This window comes from Microbacterium sp. K2 (assembly GCF_051365005.1).
In the GTDB taxonomy this organism is placed as follows: Bacteria; Actinomycetota; Actinomycetes; order Actinomycetales; family Microbacteriaceae; genus Microbacterium; species Microbacterium foliorum_B.
Genome location: NZ_JBLWII010000001.1, coordinates 1,196,939 through 1,213,655 on the forward strand (window position 1 = coordinate 1,196,939; position 16,717 = coordinate 1,213,655).

At 68.6% G+C, this 16,717-nt stretch carries 16 protein-coding genes, 2 pseudogenes and 1 riboswitch; of the genes and pseudogenes, 13 read left to right on the plus strand and 5 right to left on the minus strand.

Annotation, left to right across the window (positions count from 1 at the left end):
- Positions 1-2: 2 nt before the first annotated feature.
- A riboswitch (FMN riboswitch) is annotated at positions 3-148 on the plus strand.
- A 72-nt stretch (positions 149-220) separates the two neighbouring features.
- From ribD to ACLKOY_RS06015, 5 genes are read left to right on the plus strand one after another with little or no spacing between them, the layout of a single operon-like run.
- Positions 221-1,255, plus strand: coding sequence for a bifunctional diaminohydroxyphosphoribosylaminopyrimidine deaminase/5-amino-6-(5-phosphoribosylamino)uracil reductase RibD (ribD, locus tag ACLKOY_RS05995; protein ID WP_436452839.1), 1,035 nt, complete (start codon positions 221-223; stop codon positions 1,253-1,255).
- Positions 1,255-1,884, plus strand: coding sequence for a riboflavin synthase (locus ACLKOY_RS06000; RefSeq protein WP_436452840.1), 630 nt, complete (start codon positions 1,255-1,257; stop codon positions 1,882-1,884). Before ribD ends, ACLKOY_RS06000 begins: the two co-directional genes overlap by 1 nt.
- On the plus strand, positions 1,881-3,149 hold the full coding sequence (gene ribA, locus ACLKOY_RS06005) for a GTP cyclohydrolase II (protein ID WP_363571460.1): 1,269 nt from the start codon (positions 1,881-1,883) through the stop codon (positions 3,147-3,149). The genes ACLKOY_RS06000 and ribA overlap by 4 nt, the downstream gene beginning before the upstream one ends.
- Positions 3,146-3,619: a 6,7-dimethyl-8-ribityllumazine synthase gene (ribH, locus tag ACLKOY_RS06010; RefSeq protein ID WP_056376023.1), complete on the plus strand. Its 474-nt coding sequence runs from the start codon at positions 3,146-3,148 to the stop codon at positions 3,617-3,619. The genes ribA and ribH overlap by 4 nt, the downstream gene beginning before the upstream one ends.
- A gap of 55 nt (positions 3,620-3,674) precedes the next feature.
- Positions 3,675-4,034, plus strand: coding sequence for a Fe-S protein (locus ACLKOY_RS06015; protein ID WP_363571463.1), 360 nt, complete (start codon positions 3,675-3,677; stop codon positions 4,032-4,034).
- A gap of 16 nt (positions 4,035-4,050) precedes the next feature.
- On the opposite strand, the gene ACLKOY_RS06020 is transcribed toward ACLKOY_RS06015, so the two are convergent.
- The 3 genes from ACLKOY_RS06020 to ACLKOY_RS06030 form a co-directional block, all read right to left on the minus strand.
- Entirely contained in the window at positions 4,051-5,136 is a 1,086-nt protein-coding gene (locus tag ACLKOY_RS06020) for an ATP-binding protein (RefSeq protein WP_079112479.1), read from the minus strand.
- Between the two features lie 137 nt (positions 5,137-5,273).
- On the minus strand, positions 5,274-5,651 hold the full coding sequence (locus tag ACLKOY_RS06025) for an SHOCT domain-containing protein (protein ID WP_042542094.1): 378 nt from the start codon (positions 5,649-5,651) through the stop codon (positions 5,274-5,276).
- A 44-nt stretch (positions 5,652-5,695) separates the two neighbouring features.
- On the minus strand, positions 5,696-5,953 hold the full coding sequence (locus ACLKOY_RS06030; RefSeq protein ID WP_056376016.1) for a hypothetical protein: 258 nt from the start codon (positions 5,951-5,953) through the stop codon (positions 5,696-5,698).
- Between the two features lie 203 nt (positions 5,954-6,156).
- Between ACLKOY_RS06030 and ACLKOY_RS06035 the strand changes: the two genes are divergently transcribed.
- Positions 6,157-8,679, plus strand: coding sequence for a LuxR C-terminal-related transcriptional regulator (locus tag ACLKOY_RS06035; RefSeq protein ID WP_436452841.1), 2,523 nt, complete (start codon positions 6,157-6,159; stop codon positions 8,677-8,679).
- Between the two features lie 98 nt (positions 8,680-8,777).
- On the opposite strand, the gene ACLKOY_RS06040 is transcribed toward ACLKOY_RS06035, so the two are convergent.
- Complete coding sequence (locus tag ACLKOY_RS06040; RefSeq protein WP_436454130.1) at positions 8,778-8,915, minus strand: hypothetical protein; 138 nt, start codon at positions 8,913-8,915, stop codon at positions 8,778-8,780.
- Between ACLKOY_RS06040 and ACLKOY_RS06045 the strand changes: the two are divergent.
- The 6 genes and pseudogenes from ACLKOY_RS06045 to ACLKOY_RS06070 all read left to right on the plus strand — a co-directional run.
- Positions 8,863-9,031: pseudogene (locus ACLKOY_RS06045) on the plus strand (AI-2E family transporter); the annotation flags it as partial. The gene ACLKOY_RS06040 and the pseudogene ACLKOY_RS06045 overlap by 53 nt on opposite strands.
- A 63-nt stretch (positions 9,032-9,094) precedes the next feature.
- Positions 9,095-9,328, plus strand: a pseudogene (locus ACLKOY_RS06050) (AI-2E family transporter); the annotation flags it as partial.
- Positions 9,329-9,342: 14 nt separating this feature from the next.
- Positions 9,343-10,815 carry a hypothetical protein gene (locus ACLKOY_RS06055; RefSeq protein ID WP_436454101.1) on the plus strand — a complete coding sequence of 491 codons (1,473 nt, stop codon included), beginning with the start codon at positions 9,343-9,345 and terminating at the stop codon, positions 10,813-10,815.
- Positions 10,812-12,236 (plus strand): DUF2252 domain-containing protein, encoded by a 1,425-nt coding sequence (locus ACLKOY_RS06060; protein ID WP_436452842.1) that lies wholly within the window; start codon positions 10,812-10,814, stop codon positions 12,234-12,236. The genes ACLKOY_RS06055 and ACLKOY_RS06060 overlap by 4 nt, the downstream gene beginning before the upstream one ends.
- A gap of 9 nt (positions 12,237-12,245) precedes the next feature.
- Entirely contained in the window at positions 12,246-13,010 is a 765-nt protein-coding gene (locus ACLKOY_RS06065) for an ion channel (RefSeq protein WP_436452844.1), read from the plus strand.
- Entirely contained in the window at positions 13,007-14,629 is a 1,623-nt protein-coding gene (locus ACLKOY_RS06070; RefSeq protein ID WP_436452845.1) for an MFS transporter, read from the plus strand. Before ACLKOY_RS06065 ends, ACLKOY_RS06070 begins: the two co-directional genes overlap by 4 nt.
- Positions 14,630-14,654: 25 nt before the next feature.
- Here the strand turns inward: ACLKOY_RS06070 and ACLKOY_RS06075 are convergent, their stop codons facing one another.
- The gene (locus ACLKOY_RS06075; RefSeq protein WP_436454102.1) at positions 14,655-15,638 is read right to left on the minus strand and encodes a LacI family DNA-binding transcriptional regulator; all 984 of its coding nucleotides are present in this window, start codon (positions 15,636-15,638) and stop codon (positions 14,655-14,657) included.
- A gap of 160 nt (positions 15,639-15,798) precedes the next feature.
- Here ACLKOY_RS06075 and ACLKOY_RS06080 point away from each other — a divergent pair, with 160 nt between their 5' ends.
- Positions 15,799-16,716 (plus strand): carbohydrate ABC transporter permease, encoded by a 918-nt coding sequence (locus ACLKOY_RS06080; RefSeq protein ID WP_311260084.1) that lies wholly within the window; start codon positions 15,799-15,801, stop codon positions 16,714-16,716.
- The last annotated feature ends 1 nt before the right edge of the window (position 16,717 follow it).

Genomic DNA, 16,717 nt, shown 5'->3' on the forward strand with positions numbered 1-16,717 from the left:
TCAACGTGCTCCGGGGTCGGTGAGAATCCGAACCGGCGGTGACAGTCCGCGAGCGTCTCGGTTCTCCGAGATGCCGATCCGGTGGAATTCCGGGACCGACGGTGGTGCGAGGCGCAGCCTCGCTAGTCCGGAAGGGAGGCAGCACGGTGCGCCGCCGCGCGCGCGTTCTGTCGACGCCTCCTCTCGAGGAGAATCCCCGGAGCCTCAGAGAGGACCACGGATGGCAGTGAACGAGGCGGAACGTCGGGCGATGACCCGTGCGCTCGAGCTCGCGACGCTCGGCCCACGGGGCGTGAACCCTCAGGTCGGCGCCGTCATCCTCTCCCCCGAGGGCGAGATCATCGCCGAAGGCTGGCACCACGGCGCAGGCACGCCGCACGCCGAGGTCGATGCTCTCTCGAAGCTCGCACCCGGCGCGGCCGAAGGTGCGACCGCCGTCGTCACCCTCGAGCCCTGCAACCACACCGGGCGTACCGGCCCGTGCGCCGTCGCGCTCATCGACGCAGGCGTCTCGCGCGTCGTGTACGCCCTCGACGACCCCGGCGAGGTCTCGGGTGGCGGTGGCGATCGTCTCCGCGCTGCGGGGGTGAGCGTCGATTCGGGCGAACAAGCCGATGTCGCGCACAGCATCATCGACGGCTGGCTCACCGCTCAGCGCCTGGGGCGTCCTCACGTCACCGTGAAATGGGCCCAGTCACTCGACGGCCGCGCGGCGGCATCCGATGGCAGCAGCCAGTGGATCACCGGGCCGGAGGCCAGGGCCGACGTCCATCGACGTCGAGCCGCAGCGGATGCGATCGTCGTCGGCACCGGCACTGTGCTCTCCGACGACCCCTCGCTGACAGCGCGCGACGGCGATGCGTTCCACGAGCACCAGCCGATCCCCGTCGTGATCGGCTCGCGTCACACCCCCGACGACGCGGCGATCCGTCGGCACCCGAAGACGCCGCTCTTCTTCGACACCCACGACCTGAGCGCCGTGCTGGCCGAGCTGCACTCGCGCGGCGTCCAGAGCGTTTTCGTCGAAGGGGGTCCGACCCTGGCGAGCGCGTTCATCGCAGCCGGACTCGCCGACCGCGTGCTCGCCTACGTCGCTCCCGTGCTGCTCGGCGGCGATCGACTGGCGCTCACCGACATCGGCGTCGACGCCATCGACGCCGCCCGACGCCTGACGATCGAGGAGTGGCTGCCCCTCGGTGCAGACCTGCTCGCCGTCGCACACCCCGTGCTCACCACTGAAGAAGGAGCCGCCTGATGTTCACCGGAATCATCGAGGAGATCGGCGAGATCACCGCGATCGCGCCCGCCGGAGAAGGGTGGCGCCTGACTGTTCGCGCGCCCAAGGCAGTCGCCGACGCCGTGCACGGCGAATCCATCGCGGTCTCCGGCGTCTGCCTCACGGTCGTCGACTCGACAGCCGACACGTTCGACGCCGATGTGATGAAGCAGACCCTCGACGTCGCCGCTCTCGGTGGCGCGACCGTCGGCACCCGCGTGAACATCGAGAAGGCGATGCCGGTCGGCGCCCGCCTCGGCGGTCACATCGTGCAGGGTCACGTCGACGGTGTCGGCAGCGTGCTCGAGGTGCGCCCCGGCGAGCAGTGGAGCGTGCTGCGCATCTCGCTGCCCGACGACCTCGCGCCGCTCGTGGTCGACAAGGGGTCCATCTCGGTCGACGGCACCGCGCTCACGGTGAGCGCGGTCAGCCCCGTCGACGTCGATTCCCACTGGTTCGAGATCTCGCTCATCCCCGAGACCCTCGCCGCCACCACCCTCGGCTCACGCGCGGTCGGCGACCGCGTGAACCTCGAGACCGACATCCTCGCCCGCCACGTCGAACGTCTGCTGGCGTTCAGGGCAGCACCGGAAGGAGGCTCGCGATGAGCCTTTCCACCATCACCGAGGCCCTCGAGGCCCTCCGCGCTGGCCGACCGGTGCTCGTCGCAGACGACGAGAACCGCGAGAACGAGGGCGACGTGATCCTCTCAGCCGAGCTCGCCACACCCGAATGGGTCGCCTGGACGGTTCGCTGGTCATCCGGCTTCATCTGCGCGCCGATGCCCGCCGACCTCGCCGACAACCTCAACCTGCAGCCGATGGTCGCGGCGTCGGAGGACGCACGCTCGACCGCCTACACGGTGAGCGTCGACGCGGCCGAGGGCGTGACCACCGGCATCAGCGCGCACGACCGCGCCCACACGCTGAACGTCCTGGCGAACCCCGAGTCGACGGCGACGAGCATCATCCGCCCCGGACACGTGCTTCCCCTCCGCGCGGTCGACGGCGGAGTGCGCGAGCGCAGCGGTCACACCGAGGCCGCAGTCGATCTGATGAAGCTCGCAGGTCTCCGCCCGGTGGGTGCGATCGCCGAGGTCGTCGCCGAGGATGGCAGCATGATGCGGCTACCCGGGCTCATCGAGCTGGGTGCACGCGACGGGGTGCCGGTCATCACGATCGAGCAGCTCATCGCGCATCTCAATGAGATCGACCCCACCGGCTGGTCTCCTGAGCGCGCCAGCCGGCGCGTGAGCCTGCGCGCGGATGCCACGGTGCCCACCACGCACGGCACGTTCCGCTTCCTGGCCTATAAAGACAGAGTGACAGGCACCGACCACATCGCGGTCGTGTCGGGTGAGCCGAGCGAGACCGCTCTCGTGCGCGTGCACTCGGAGTGCCTGACGGGAGAGGCGTTCGGGTCGCTCAAGTGCGAGTGCGGCCCCCAGCTCGACGCCGCTCTCGACGCGATCGAGCAGGACGGCGGCGTCGTCATCTACATGCGGGGCCATGAGGGCCGGGGCATCGGGCTGATCAACAAGCTCCGCGCCTACAGCCTGCAGGAGGAGGGACTCGACACGGTCGACGCCAATCTCGCGCTGGGGCTGCCGGCCGATGCCCGCGACTATGCGGCCGCGGCCGGGATCCTCGCCGACCTCGGAGTGTCGAAGGTGCGCCTGCTGACGAACAACACAGACAAGGTGAACCAGCTGCGTGGCCTCGGGCTCGACGTCGTCGAGCAGGTGCCGCTGATCGTCGGCGTCGGACCGAACAACCACCAGTACCTCGAGACCAAGCGTGACCGGATGGGTCACATCATCGGAGAGGCGGAGCTCGCAGAGGCTCTCGCCGACGGACGGAAGGACGACGCATGAGCGGCGCAGGAGCACCCAAGACCGAGAAGATCGACGGACGCGGACTGAAGGTCGTCATCGTCGCCGGCACGTGGCACGACGTCATCACCGACGGGCTGATCGCGGGTGCGCAGCGCGTGCTCGACGAGGCCGACGCCGCATACCGGCTCGTGCGCGTGCCCGGTTCGTTCGAGCTCGCTCTCGCCGCTCAGGCCGCGTTCGCGGGCGGGGCGGATGCCGTGGTCGCCCTCGGCGTGATCATCCGCGGCGGAACCCCGCACTTCGAGTACGTCTCGGCCGCGACGACCGACGGGCTGACCCGCGTCTCGCTCGATGCGGGCAAGCCTGTCGGCTTCGGCGTACTCACGCTCGACGACGAGAAGCAGGGGCTCGACCGCGCCGGTCTCGAGGGCTCGAAGGAGGACAAGGGCGCGGAGGCTGCGGATGCCGCGCTGCGCACCGCGCTCCTCGTGCGCGCGCTGCGGGGCTGAGAGGTCAGCCTGCCCTTGCTGGCGCGCACACCCCGCGTGCTCGTAGCGTGAGGGCATGGAGACTCTGCGCCACGTCGTTCTGTTCGTCCACCTGATCGGCTTCGCCGTGCTCTTCGGCGCCTGGGCGGCGCAGGCCTTCGGCGGCAAGCGCGAGTTCACGCGTCTGATGAGCATCGGCATGACGATCGCCGCGATCGCGGGCCTCGCACTCGCCGCACCGTGGGGACTCCCCGAGGGCGTCGAGATGAACTACGCCAAGATCGGCACGAAGCTCGTCGTGCTCCTCGTGATCGGCGCCCTGCTCGGCATCGGCACCTCGAAGCAGCGCAAGTCCGGGTCGGTGCCCGTCGCGATGTTCTGGCTCGTCGGCATCCTGACGGCGCTCAACGCCGGCATCGCGGCGATCTGGCGCTGACCCTCCGGCAACTCGGTCACGAGCGCAGCGGCACCCGCACGTCGGCTCCGGCCTCCTCGGTCAGCCGCTCCCCCATCTGCGCGAACGTCGGCTGCGCGATGAACCCACCGGCGAACAACGCCTGTCCCTGAGCGAATCCCTGGGCTCGGCGGATGTCGTCCTCTCCCACGAAGCCGAACACGTCGGCCAGCTCGGCGATGTCCCGCGGGGCGTTCACGCGCATCAGGCCGAGGTTGTCGCACTGCGAGAGCACGTTGGGGTGGATCTTGGTCGGGCGCTGCGTCGACAGGAAGAGCCAGAGGCCGAACTTGCGTCCCTCGGCCGCGATCTGCACGAGCCTCTCGGTGACAGCCTTCTCGACGGCGGTGCGCGGCTCGGGTGAGCAGAGGTTGTGCGCCTCGTCGATCACGATGAGAAGCGGCCGACGGCTCTCTCGCTGCATCCACAGCGCCTCGAGCACTGCGAGCGCCGCCACCTTCGGCTCCGCAGGGTGGTCGAATCCCCCGAGGTCGAGGACGGTGGCCCTCGGCCGTTCAGCGATCACATCGACGACGGATCCGGCTCCTCTGGACCAGAGGTCCCACTCGAGCACCTGCAGGTTCTCCATGCGATTCGCGAGCCGGATATGCGCCGGGTCTCCTGTCGCGCGGAACTGTCTCAGCATGTCGTCGGCGTCGAAGTCCGTGGTGCTGACGGGCCAGTGGAGCAGGACGTTGTACTCCTCGGCATCGGCGATCGGGTCGATCTGCAGAACCGCGGCCTTGGCGGCCGGAGACAGATCGATGTATCGGGCGTGCAGCTTGTCGCCCTCTCCGTGACCCGATCGGAACACGCGGATGTCGGTCTGCGCGATGGCGGCCGCATGCTCGGTCGAAGCGCCTGCTCTCGTCTCCGACAGCCTCACGAAGTCGGCATTCGGATCGAGGATGAGCATCGGCAGTTCGGTGTGCAGCAGGAGCTGCTCGAGCACGACGCCGAGCGCGTATGTCTTGCCGCTGCCGCTCTGGCCGCACCAGAACGTATGTCGGTTGAAGCGGCGTGCGTCCAGCTGCACAGACGTTCCCGCATCATCCGTCATCGTGCCTATGGTCAGTTCGGTCATGCCCGGCCTCCCGCCCTTCGTCGGCCTCCAGCTTGCCTCGGACTCCCGACGGGGTCATCACACTTCTCGGGTGACGCGGCTCGCCCGTCCAGGTGGTCGACGGACGTCCTCCGCCCGTCGGCCGCTCCCCGGATCGGCTAGGACGCGAGCGCCTTCGCCTTGAGCGTCTCGAACTCGGCCTGGGTGATCACGCCCGAGTCGAGCAGACCCCGCGCCTTCGTGATGTCGTCCGCTGGCGAAGAGCCTGCGGTCTCCCGGATGTAGGCGGTCTGAGCCGCTTGCAGTTCGGCGATCTGCTCGCCGCGCCGCTGCGCCATCCCCTGCCCGCGGGCGATGAGATACACGAGTGATGTCAGGAACGGGAGGAAGACGAGGAAGATGATCCACACCGCCTTCAGCCACCCGTTGAGAGAGCTGTCTCGGAAGATGTCGCCGATGATCGTGAAGACGACCATGAGGTACGAGATGAAGACGAAGGCCCAGAAGAACCAGGCCACGAGATCCCAGATGGACATGCGCGATGCCTTTCGGTCGGAGGTGGTGAATACCAGCTCCGAAGCTAGCCACGTGCGGATGCGCCCGCGTCACCCTGCCCGGGTGACCCGTCCTGCACCGCGGGGACGGGATTCACCGAGATGACCTCGATGTGGAGGTCGTCGAAGGCCCCGAGAAGGCCCAGCAGACGCGGCTGATCGTCGACCGGTCCGAGGATGCTCGTGAGTCCGCCTGGTCGGGCTTGCACCGTGAAGCCGTCCAGCGCCTGTGCGAGCTGCGGGCTCATCCGTCCTCGGACGAGCACTTCGAAGACCCGGGTCATGACGGCAGCCTCTCTGGAGCACGAGCGACATCGGCGCGAGCGCGATCGTCCCATGATGCACGCGCGGATCACGGCCGTCCTCATCCTCTGCGGATGATCTGAAATGGCTGTGGATGACGCGACCGTGCCCTGCCATACTGACAGCGGAATCGCCGATGACTGCCATACCTCCCCCGCCGGCCCACGCCGTCGAGCGACCACGATTGCGTAGCCGACTCGACGCCACGCTGAACGCGCCCCTCAGCGTGGTCGTCGCCCCCGCCGGTTCCGGCAAGACGGTGCTGCTGTCGCAGTGGGCGTCATCGCACCCCGATGTGCGCGTCATCTGGATCGCGCTGGAGCCCGCGGACAGCGATCCGCGCCGCCTTCTCGAACATCTGCTGAGCGCGGTGCTGCCGCCGGGCCACGGGACGAGGGATCTCGGACGGCCGCACGCGGTCAACGCGCGAGCCTTCGGGCGTCCCGTCCTCGAGTCTCTCGTCGGCGTCTTCCGTGAGCATCCCCCCGTCGTGCTCGTGCTCGACGATCTGCACCACCTCGCCGGATCGCCGCTGCTGCCGGACCTCTGGTGGCTCGCCGACAACGTTCCCGAGCACACCCACCTCATCTTCTCCTCGCGCATCGACTACGGCCTCGGCTGGGGTCGCCACAGGCTGAGCCACTCGCTGATCGAGTTGCGCCAGAGCGACCTCGCGCTCGATGAGGCCGCGAGTGCGATGCTGCTCGAGCGGATCATCGGCGCTCCGGTCAGTCCCCGCACTCTGGCAGCAGTCATGGAGCGCACCGAGGGATGGGCCGCCGGTGTGGTGCTGACCGGTCTCGGTCTGCGCAGCGAAGCCGATCCGGAGCACTTCGCGTCTGAGCTGCGCGGCACCGATCGCCTCATCTCCGAGTACCTGAGCGAACAGGCGCTGGCCCAGCAGCCGTCCGAGCGCCGATCGCTCCTTCTGCGCCTGTCGGCCCTCGATCGGATGTCCGCAGAACTCGTCGAATCGGTCCTCTCCGTCGACGACGCGACGTCGCTGTTCGAAGAGCTCGAGAGAGAGTCGATGTTCCTCGTCGCCCTCGATCGGAATCGCGAATGGTTCCGCTTCCACCCGATGTTCCGAGAGCTCTTGCGCTACCGGTTGAAGGCCGAGCACCCCGGCGCGGCGAACGAGATCCGCACGGCCGCGGCCGACTGGCATCTCGCGCGAGGCGATGCGCCTTCCGCGATCGACTACCTCCTCGAAGCGGGCTCGTGGGAGCGTGCGGCGACCGTCATCTCCGCGCGCGGCCGCGAAGTGCTCGAACGCAACGACACCGTCTCGGTCAGCCGGTGGCTGGATGCGCTGCCGGGAGAGTTCCGTGCGACCCGCCCTGACGTCGAGATCCTGCGCGGGATGCTGCTGATGATGAACGGGGACGCAGCCCGAGCTGAAGACGTGCTGCGCGAACAGGCCGATCGGCCGTCTCTCGCACCGGGCCGATCGGCGATCATCCACACCTATCTCGCCGCGCGGGTGCAGTTCCGGCCTGATCCCCGCGTCGCGCTGCAGGCTGCCGAATCAGCGGTGACGCTGCTCGGCGAGAATCCGGATCTGCACCCGCCCGAGCTGCTGGGTCTCACGCACCCGCACCTGCTGCGCACGAGTTCGCTGACCTCGGCGGGCCGCGCACTCTTCCTCGCGGGTGATCTCGGCGCTGCGCGACGACGATTCGACGAGGCGCTGGCCGAGCCAGGGGCACAGTACAGCCTGTACCGCATCCACCTCCTCGGCTCGCTCGCGCTGCTGGAGGCGTGGGCCGGACGGCTGCGCCTTGCCGCGGCGCTCTCGGAGGAGGCGTTGGACCTCGCCGCCGAGACCCGTCTGGTGGCGCATCCGTCACCGGCAGACGCCTTCCTGGCCGCGGCGCTCGCATGGATCGACCGAGCCGCGCCGTCATCCGCCGCGGCGCCCCTGCACGAGGGCGCGCTCCGCGCCGCAGCGAACCATCGCACTCAGCTCATGTGGATCGCGCACCTCGAGAGGATTCTCATCGAGGGCGACCCCGTGGACCCGGCCGGTCGCCTGCCGTCGACCCCGCCTCCGATCGTCGCGGCGGCGCTCGAGGCCGAGGAGGCTCGCGCACTCCGCCTCGCCCACGCGTCGAACGGCGGGTTGCGTCATCCACCCGCAGGAAGCTGGTCTGCTCTGGCCTTCGAGGCAACAGCCGCCGCACTGACGCGCAACCGTACCGACCTCGCGCGCGCCCACCTCGATGCGGTCTCCCCCGAGCCGCCCGAGACGATGCCCCGCGCCCGTGTCGAGCAACTCGTCCTCCGCTCGTGGCTCGACGCCCGAGAGCGCGGCACCGACGCGGGCGCGGAGGCCATGCACAAGGCCCTGGAGTTGGCGTCACAGCACGATCTGGTCGCCGTCTTCGTGCGAGCCGGCCCCGAGGTCATGCGTCTGATCGCCGATCTTCCCGGCACCCCGACGCCGTTCCGCGCCAGCGTGCTGGAACGGGCGAGCCTGCTGCGTCGCGCCCGCGCATCGTCGCCCGAGCTCGCCGAGCAGCTCACGGATCGCGAACTCGAGATCCTCGCGTACCTGCCCACCAGGATGACCAACATCGAGCTCGCGGCCCGCTGCTACGTGTCGCCCAACACGATCAAGACCCACATGGCTCACATCTACCGAAAGCTCTCGGTGCCCAACCGCAACTCCGCGGTCGCGCGCGCTCAGGACCTCGGGTTGCTCTGACGCCGCGGTATATCGTCCTGAAAGGGTGACGCGGCCGTGCGCCTCGCGCCCGAGAGTGGCACCGTGAGCGATGCGAGCGTGCCCGAGGAGTCACCCCCTCAGCTGCGGCGCGCCACTCGTGGGGCGCGACCGCGCAGCATCCAGATCACCGTGACCCGCCCTCTGCTGTTCGGCTTCGCACTGGTGCTCGGCGGGCTCGGCGCGTTCGTCCTCGGCGTCGCCGCGAGTTCGGTCACCACGATCCTGATCTACATCGCCATCGCCATCTTCGTCGCGCTCGGCCTCGACCCGGTGATCCGCTGGCTGGAAGCGCATCGGGTGTCGCGCACGCGCGGGCTGCTGATCGTCTCCGGCGGATTCCTCGTCTTCCTCGCCGTGGTCATCGGGTTCATCATCCCGCCCGCTCTGGGTGCTCGCACTGATCTTCTCGGTGCTGTATCTGATCTACATGCAGTTCGAGGCATATCTGCTGACGCCGCGCATCATGAACAGAGCTATCGCGGTGCCGGGGTCGCTCGTCATCATCGGAGCGCTCATCGGCGGATCTCTGCTCGGCCTGCTCGGCGCTCTGGTGTCGATCCCGATCACCGCCGCGATCCTGCTGGTCATCAAGCAGGTCCATATCCCGCGTCAGAACGCGAAAGTCTGAGGACGGAGAATCCCATGGCACGATCCACAGTCCAGGAGCTGCAACGCCGCCTGGCCGCCCTCGAAGCCGAGAACAGCGCGCTCCGCGGCGGCACCGCGGCGATGACCCCAGCCCCGGCGCCCGATGCGGCCCTGTCGCGCCGACGATCCCGCGGGTGGGGACGCACCCTCTCGGCCACCGTCCTGATCGTGCTGGGGACGCTCATCGCCCCCCTCGCCCTCGTCGCCGCCTGGGCCAACGTGCAGCTCACCGACACCGACCGGTTCGTCGCGAGCTACAGCGTGCTCGCGAGCGATGCTGCCGTGCAGTCCGCAGTCACCGACCAGGTCGTGGAGGCGATCGAGGGACAGGTGGACATACCCGCCCTCACCACGGACGTGATCGACGGGGTCATCGAGCTCGGCACCGGCCCCGCGGCGACTCGTGCGCTGGAACTGCTCAAGGGCCCCGCCGCACAAGGGCTCCAGTCGCTCGTGGGCACCGTGGTCGAGCGATTCGTCGAGTCCGAGGCGTTCGCGAACGTCTGGGCGAGCGCGCTCCGCATCAGCCACTCGCAGGTGGTGTCCGCGCTGCAGAACGACTCGCATGCGGCCATCGCACTCGGTTCCGACGGCACGATCGGGATTCAGCTGGCGCCGATCATCGACGCCGCGAAAGATGTGCTCGTCGACCAGGGAGTCGGATTCGCGGCATCGATCCCGGCGGTCGATCGCACCATCACCGTCGCGCAGGTCGACTCCCTCGCCTCCGTCCAGCTGGCGTACGAGCTGGTGGTGGCGGCCGGCCTGTGGTTGCCCTGGGTGGCGATCCTCTTGCTCGCCGCCGGGGTGGTCGCCGCGCGACGACGCTCGGTCGCGCTGATCACCGCAGCGCTCTCCCTCGGTCTCGTGATGCTGATCGTGCTCGCGGGCCTCGCGGTCGGCAGGGTGTTCTTCGACGCCGCGCTGCGCAACAACGGCATCCCCGCGGATGCCGGGGGCGCCATCTACGAACTGGTCGGCGGCGCCATGCGCGATACTGCCGTGGCAGTGCTCGTACTCGCGCTCGTCACGGCAGTCGTCGGGTGGTTCGCCGGGCCTTTCGATGTTCCACGACGACTGCGCGCCGTCGTCCACGGTGGCGCGTCCTCCGTTCGCGGAGCCCTGGAACGCCGCGGCCTGAGCAGCGGTCGTGTCGGCACGTGGCTCTACTCGCGACGCTCCCTCCTGAGGGGCGCGATCATCGTCGCGGGTGCGGCGATCGTGCTGCTCGTGCGGCCGCTCAGCCCCGCACTCGTGCTGTGGACGCTGGTGCTGTCGTTGCTCGTCGTCCTGATTCTGGAGGTGGTCGAACGTCCGCCGTCCGCGGATGCCGACGCCGATGCCGAAGCCGCAGTCGAAGCCGAAGTCATCGATGACGTCGCGCCTGACGATGACGCGCTCGAGGGCGCCGAGGGTGAGAGGGCGGATCTCGCCTCCGCCGACCGTCTCGGCCGGGCCAGCTCATGACCCGGCCGCCCGAGATCGCGAAGCCGTTCGCCGAGCGACGTGAGGACGGACGCGCCGCTCGATCGCGGATGCCTCGGGCGCAGCTCGGATCATGGTCACCGGCCCCGGACCGGCCGGACCCCATCGAGCTGCTCGAGGAGCAGGGACGATCACGGGTCCAGGAGCTCACACCCGTGCGGTACGCGCGCATGGCCGTGTCGCCGCTCGCGTTCTACCGCGGGGCGGCGCTGCTCATGGCCTCGGACCTCGCCTCGTCCGCTCACACCGGGATCACCGCGCAGCTCTGCGGAGACGCTCATCTGTCGAACTTCGGACTGTTCAGCACCCCCGAGCGCCATCTGATCTTCGACATCAACGACTTCGATGAGACGCTTCCGGGGCCCTTCGAATGGGATGTGAAACGGCTCGCGGCGAGCTTCGCGGTCGCCGGCAGACAGCGCGGCTTCAGCGCCGAGGAGGAGCGCGCCTGCGTCGTCGCCGCGGCGCATGGCTATCGGTCGGCGATGAGGTCGGCGGCGAAGTCGACGGTGCTCGACGCCTGGTACGACCGACTCGACGCGGAGCGCGCGAGGATGTCGATCCGCGAGGCGCAACTCGACCAGCGGGTGGGCGACGAGGAGGTGCGCCGCCTGGATGCGACCATAGCGAAGGCGCGAAAACGGGACCATCGCAAAGCCTTCAAGAAGCTGGTGCGGGTCGTCGACGGCCGCCTGCGCATCGTCGCGGCGCCGCCGTTGATCGTCCCGGTCGAGGAACTCTTGCGCGAAGCGGGGCGTGCCGCAGACGAAGCGGATGTCATGCATCAGGTGCTCGGCGCGTATCGGACGACGCTCGTCGGTGAACGGCATCCGTTCGCCGAGTACCGGTACCGTCATATGGCTCGGAAGGTGGTCGGTGTCGGAAGCGTGGGGACGCGCGCCTGGGTGATCCTCTTCAGCGGCCGTGACGACGACGACCCTCTGCTCCTGCAGGCGAAGGAGGCGCAGGCATCCGTCCTCGAGCGCTTCCTCGGGCCGAGCGAGTACGACGACCACGCGGAGCGCGTCGTGCGGGGCCAGCGGCTGATGCAGGCGTCCAGCGACATCTTCCTCGGATGGCAATCCGTGGTCGGCCTCGACGGGCAGCACCGTGACTTCTACATCCGTCAGCTGCAGGACGGCAAAGGGGGAATCGATCCCGATGCGATGAGTGTGCGGGGTGCGACCCTGTATGCGCGGATCTGCGGCGAGACGCTGGCGCGAGCCCACTCCCGATCCGGTGATCGAGTGCAGATCGCGGGGTATCTGGGGCGGAGCGACACGTTCGAGGAGGCGATCGCAGACTTCGCCGGGGCGTACGCGGACCAGAACCACAGCGACTTCCTGGCGCTGCAGGCGGCTCTGGCGTCTGGGCGCCTGCCGCACGAGCACGGAACCGTGTGAGGCGCCTCCATGGAATCCGGAGACACGATGCGGGAGCCCTCGCCCCTCGGCTCGCACGTCGCGAGACAGGTGGTCGGCCGGCCGTCCGGGTACTGGCTCGTGCTCGCACTCCTCGTGCTCACCTATGTGCTGTGCGCCGCTCAGGGGACGACCGACCCGAGCCCACCGGCGTTCGTGCTGCAGCTGGTCACCGTCGCCGTCGTGCTTCGAGTGACCGAGGCGCATACTCGGGTGCAGCGCATCGCCTGGATCGTGCTCGCGGCAGCGGGCATCGCCGCGGTCTTGGTGTCGGTGTTCGACCTCAAAGGACACGCCCTCGACATCTCGCTGTCCGCCGCATCGATGCTCGCCTTCCTCATCGCGCCGGTCGCGATCATCCGACACCAGGTGCGGCGCCGGGGCCTGGACGCCGAGGCTCTGCTCGCCGCGATCTCCGCGTACGCCCTGGTGGGCATGTTCTTCGCCCTGGTCTACAACCTCGTCGCACTTCTGACCGTCGCGCCGACCTTCGGCCCGACGGTCGTCGACTCGCTCTCGAGCCAGCTGTTCTTCTCGTTCACCACCCTCACGACCACCGGCTACGGCAACATCGTGCCGGCGAGCCCGGCTGTGCAGGGGATCGCCGTCGCCGAGGCGATCACAGGGCAGCTGTTCCTGATCACGGCGGTGGCGCGGATCATGCGCGGCAACCGCCGTCCCGCGTACGAGACAGGTCCCGCACCCGCACCTGCACCCGCTCCCGCACCCGCACCCGCACCCGAGGAGACCTCGTGAAGAAGTGGAACGTCGTCATCGTCCTCGGCGCCGCGCAGTTCGTCATGGTGCTCGACGGAACGGTCATGAACGTGTCGATCTCGACGGTCGTGAGTGATCTCGACACGTCCGTGACGGCGATGCAGGCGGCGATCACGTTCTACACCCTGACCATGGCGGCGTTCATGCTCCTCGGCGCCAAGCTCGGCGATGTGTGGGGACGACGCCGCGCCTTCGTGATCGGCTCGTGCGTCTATGCCGCAGGCTCCCTCATCACCGCGCTGAGTCCGTCCGTGGGGTTCCTCTTCCTCGGCTGGTCGATCATCGAGGGGCTGGGCGCGGTGCTGGTGATCCCCGCGATCGCCGCACTCGTCGCCGACAACTACCGAGGTGCTGAGCGCGTCACCGCCTTCGCCGTCATCGGCGCCGTGTCGGGTGCGGCGGTCGCGGCCGGTCCGCTCATCGGCGGGGCGGTGACCACGTACTCCAGCTGGCGGTTTGTCTTCGTCGCCGAGGTGGTGGTCATGCTGGGCGTCGTCCTGAGCGCTCGCATCATCACCGACTCGACCCCACGGCAGAGCATCCGCATCGATATCGGCAGCGTCCTGCTGTCTTCGGCCGGCCTCGTCCTGATCGTCTTCGGCATGCTGCAGAGCAAGACCTGGGGATGGGTGGTCCCTCTGTACACGCCGGAGATCGCGGGCGTCCCCATCGCGCCCCTCGGAGTCTCTCTGACGACCTGGTGCATCGCGCTCGGAGCCGCTCTGATCGCGCTCTTCATCAGCTGGCAGCGACGGCTGATACGCGACGGCCGCTCTCCGCTCATGCAGCCGGATCTGTTCTCCATCACGACTCTGCGCAGCGGGCTCTCGGTGCTCGGCGCCCAGTATGCCGTGACGGCAGGGCTGTTCTTCATGGTCCCGGTCTACCTGCAGATGACGCTCGGATTCGATGCGCTCGAGACGGGCCTCAAGATCTTCCCGCTCTCGGTCTCGTTGATCCTCTTCTCGATCGTCGGCACCGCGCTGTCGCGTCGGTGGTCTCCGCGTCGGATCGTGCGAGTCGGACAGTCGATCCTCGTGCTCAGTGCCGTGCTGCTGCTCGGTTCGGTGACCGAGGACCTCCGCGGCGGCCTGTTCGCGGTCGGCATGTTCCTCGCCGGCAGCGCCCTGGGGCTCCTTGCCTCGCAGCTCGGCAATGTCAACATGTCGAGCGTCAGTGAGAAGGACACGAGCGAGGTCGGCGGGCTGCAGGGCGTCTTCCAGAATCTGGGCTCATCGCTCGGAACTGCGCTGATCGGATCGCTGCTGATCGGCGCGCTGTCGACCTCGTTCGCGTCCGGCGTCGCCGCGAGCGATCTTCCGAGCGACGTGCGCGAGACGGTGAGCGCTGCGACGGACCGCGGCGTCACGGTGGTGCCCGCGGCGGACGTCGCCGGGATCGGCGAGGCAGCAGGCCTCAGCGACGACGACTCGAGCGCACTCGCCGACATCTACCGAGAGTCGCAGCTCTCGTCGCTGCGCGTGTCGTTCGTCGGGCTGATCCTGATCAGCCTGCTGTCGATCCTGTTCTCGCGCGGCATCCCGGCAGAGGTGTCGATCCGGCGAAGAGACAGCGCCGACGCGGCCGAGAAGTCCTGACCGCCGGCGCACCCGCTGCCTGCGGTCAGGCGTGAGGCGGGGCCGTGCTCTCGCGGACGACGAGCTCCGTGCCGACGAGCGGGGTCTGGATGCGCTCTCCCCCGTCGAGCTCGGCGAGCAGCGCGTCGACCGCGAGCGCGCCGACCTTCTCAGGATGCTGCTGCACGGTGGTCAATGGCGGCCACAGCTGTGCGGCATCCGGCAGGCCATCGAAGCCGACCACGCTGACGTCCCTCGGAATATCACGGCCGGCTTCACGGAAGGCCCGCACGACGCCGATCGCCATCTGGTCGTTCGCGGCGAAGACCGCGGTGACGGCGTCGTCGTCACGCAGCCGGAGCCCCGCACGGTAGCCCGACTCGGCGGACCAGTCGCCCTGCAGCGGCTCGGGCGCGACGACCCCGCGGGATTCGAGGGTGCGCCGCCAGGATTCGCGACGACGTTCGGCGGAGTACGACTTCGCCGGACCCGCGATATGCCAAACGGTCCCGTGACCGAGGTCCAGCAGATGCTCGGTCGCGAGCCGCGCGCCCTGCGCCTGGTCGGTGTCGACGAAGGGATGACTCGCTCCTCGGTTGGAGTCGACCAGCACGACGGGCAGCCCGTCGGGGATCTCGACCTCGGCCTCATCGAGCTGGTGCGCCTCGATCACGATGATGATGCCGTCGACCGCATGCTCCTCGAGGCGGCGGAAGGCGCCTGCCACGGTGTCGCGAGCGCTGGACTCCACGGGGATCAGAGTCAACGCGTATCCCATCTGCGACGCGCGCACCGCGATCGCGTCGAGCGTGCGCTGATTGCCGTATGAGCTGAAGGAGAACATGATCACGCCGATCGCGCGGAATCGGCCGGAGCGCAGGGCGCGGGCGGCGCTGTTGGGCCGATAGCCGAGCCGTTGCATGGCGTCTTCGACGCGCTCCCTGGTGGCGGCGCCGACGTAGCCGCGCGCGTTCACGACCCTCGAGACGGTCTGCCCGGAGACGCCGGCCTCTCGCGCCACGTCCTCCATGGAGGGGTCTCGCCGCCGCTGCGGCGGCTCTGCCGACTGTTCCGAGGTCACGAGCACTCATCCATTCATGTGTTGACGTTGACACACTAGCAGCGCATCGAATATGTTGACGTTGACACACGGCGCCGTGAGCGCCCGATCTCTAAGAAGGTTTTCGTCAATGACGACTCAAGACTCCGCAGCCCTGGCGGACCACGGCATCCGCCGGCGTGAAAAACGCGACTGGAAGGGATGGGCCTTCGTCGGCCCGTTCATGGTCGTGTTCGCCCTGGTGTTCCTCACACCGCTCGCCTATGCGCTGTACCTCAGCTTCTTCCAGGAGAAGCTGATCGGCGGCACCGCGTTCGTCGGGTTCGACAACTACGTGCGCGCCCTCACCGACCCGCAGTTCTGGGAGGCGTTCGGCCGCGTCGTGCTGTTCCTCGTCGTGCAGGTGCCGATCATGCTGGTCCTGGCCCTCGCCGCGGCACTGGCACTCGACAGCGCGCGACTGCGCGGAGCATCCTTCTTCCGCATCCTGATCTTCCTGCCCTACGCCGTGCCCGCCGTCGTCGCGGTGCTCATGTGGGGCTACATCTACGGCGACCAGTTCGGTCTCACGTCCAACTTCAACGACCTGCTCGGCAGCGACCTCATCACCCCGTTCGCGCGGGAGTGGATCCTGGTCTCGATCGGCAACATCGTGACGTGGCAGTTCGTCGGCTACAACATGCTGATCTTCTACTCCTCGCTGAAGACGATCCCGACCGACATGTACGAGGCGGCATCGCTCGACGGAGCCGGCGCGTGGCGCACGATCTTCTCGATCAAGATCCCCTCGGTGCGCGGCGCCCTCGTGATCGCGACGATCTTCTCGATCATCGGCAGCTTCCAGCTCTTCAACGAACCCAACATCCTGCGACCCCTGGCACCGAACGTGATCACGACGTACTTCACACCCAACATGTACGCGTACAACCTCTCGTTCGCCGGACAGCAGTTCAACTACGCCGCGACGATCGCCATCATCATGGGCGTCATCACCGCAGTGATCGCCTACGTCGTGCAGCTGCGCGGCTCGAAGTCGGAGGTGCGCTGAC

Excerpts from the sequence above, each read along its gene's own strand:
- ribD (WP_436452839.1), top strand. The coding sequence starts at position 221 with ATGGCAGTGAACGAGGCGGAACGTCGGGCGATGACCCGTGCGCTCGAG.
- ACLKOY_RS06000 (WP_436452840.1), top strand. The coding sequence starts at position 1,255 with ATGTTCACCGGAATCATCGAGGAGATCGGCGAGATCACCGCGATCGCG.
- ribA (WP_363571460.1), top strand. The coding sequence starts at position 1,881 with ATGAGCCTTTCCACCATCACCGAGGCCCTCGAGGCCCTCCGCGCTGGC.
- ribH (WP_056376023.1), top strand. The coding sequence starts at position 3,146 with ATGAGCGGCGCAGGAGCACCCAAGACCGAGAAGATCGACGGACGCGGA.
- ACLKOY_RS06015 (WP_363571463.1), top strand. The coding sequence starts at position 3,675 with ATGGAGACTCTGCGCCACGTCGTTCTGTTCGTCCACCTGATCGGCTTC.
- ACLKOY_RS06020 (WP_079112479.1), bottom strand. The coding sequence starts at position 5,136 with ATGACCGAACTGACCATAGGCACGATGACGGATGATGCGGGAACGTCT.
- ACLKOY_RS06025 (WP_042542094.1), bottom strand. The coding sequence starts at position 5,651 with ATGTCCATCTGGGATCTCGTGGCCTGGTTCTTCTGGGCCTTCGTCTTC.
- ACLKOY_RS06030 (WP_056376016.1), bottom strand. The coding sequence starts at position 5,953 with ATGACCCGGGTCTTCGAAGTGCTCGTCCGAGGACGGATGAGCCCGCAG.
- ACLKOY_RS06055 (WP_436454101.1), top strand. The coding sequence starts at position 9,343 with ATGGCACGATCCACAGTCCAGGAGCTGCAACGCCGCCTGGCCGCCCTC.
- ACLKOY_RS06060 (WP_436452842.1), top strand. The coding sequence starts at position 10,812 with ATGACCCGGCCGCCCGAGATCGCGAAGCCGTTCGCCGAGCGACGTGAG.
- ACLKOY_RS06065 (WP_436452844.1), top strand. The coding sequence starts at position 12,246 with ATGGAATCCGGAGACACGATGCGGGAGCCCTCGCCCCTCGGCTCGCAC.
- ACLKOY_RS06075 (WP_436454102.1), bottom strand. The coding sequence starts at position 15,638 with ATGGAGGACGTGGCGCGAGAGGCCGGCGTCTCCGGGCAGACCGTCTCG.
- ACLKOY_RS06080 (WP_311260084.1), top strand. The coding sequence starts at position 15,799 with ATGACGACTCAAGACTCCGCAGCCCTGGCGGACCACGGCATCCGCCGG.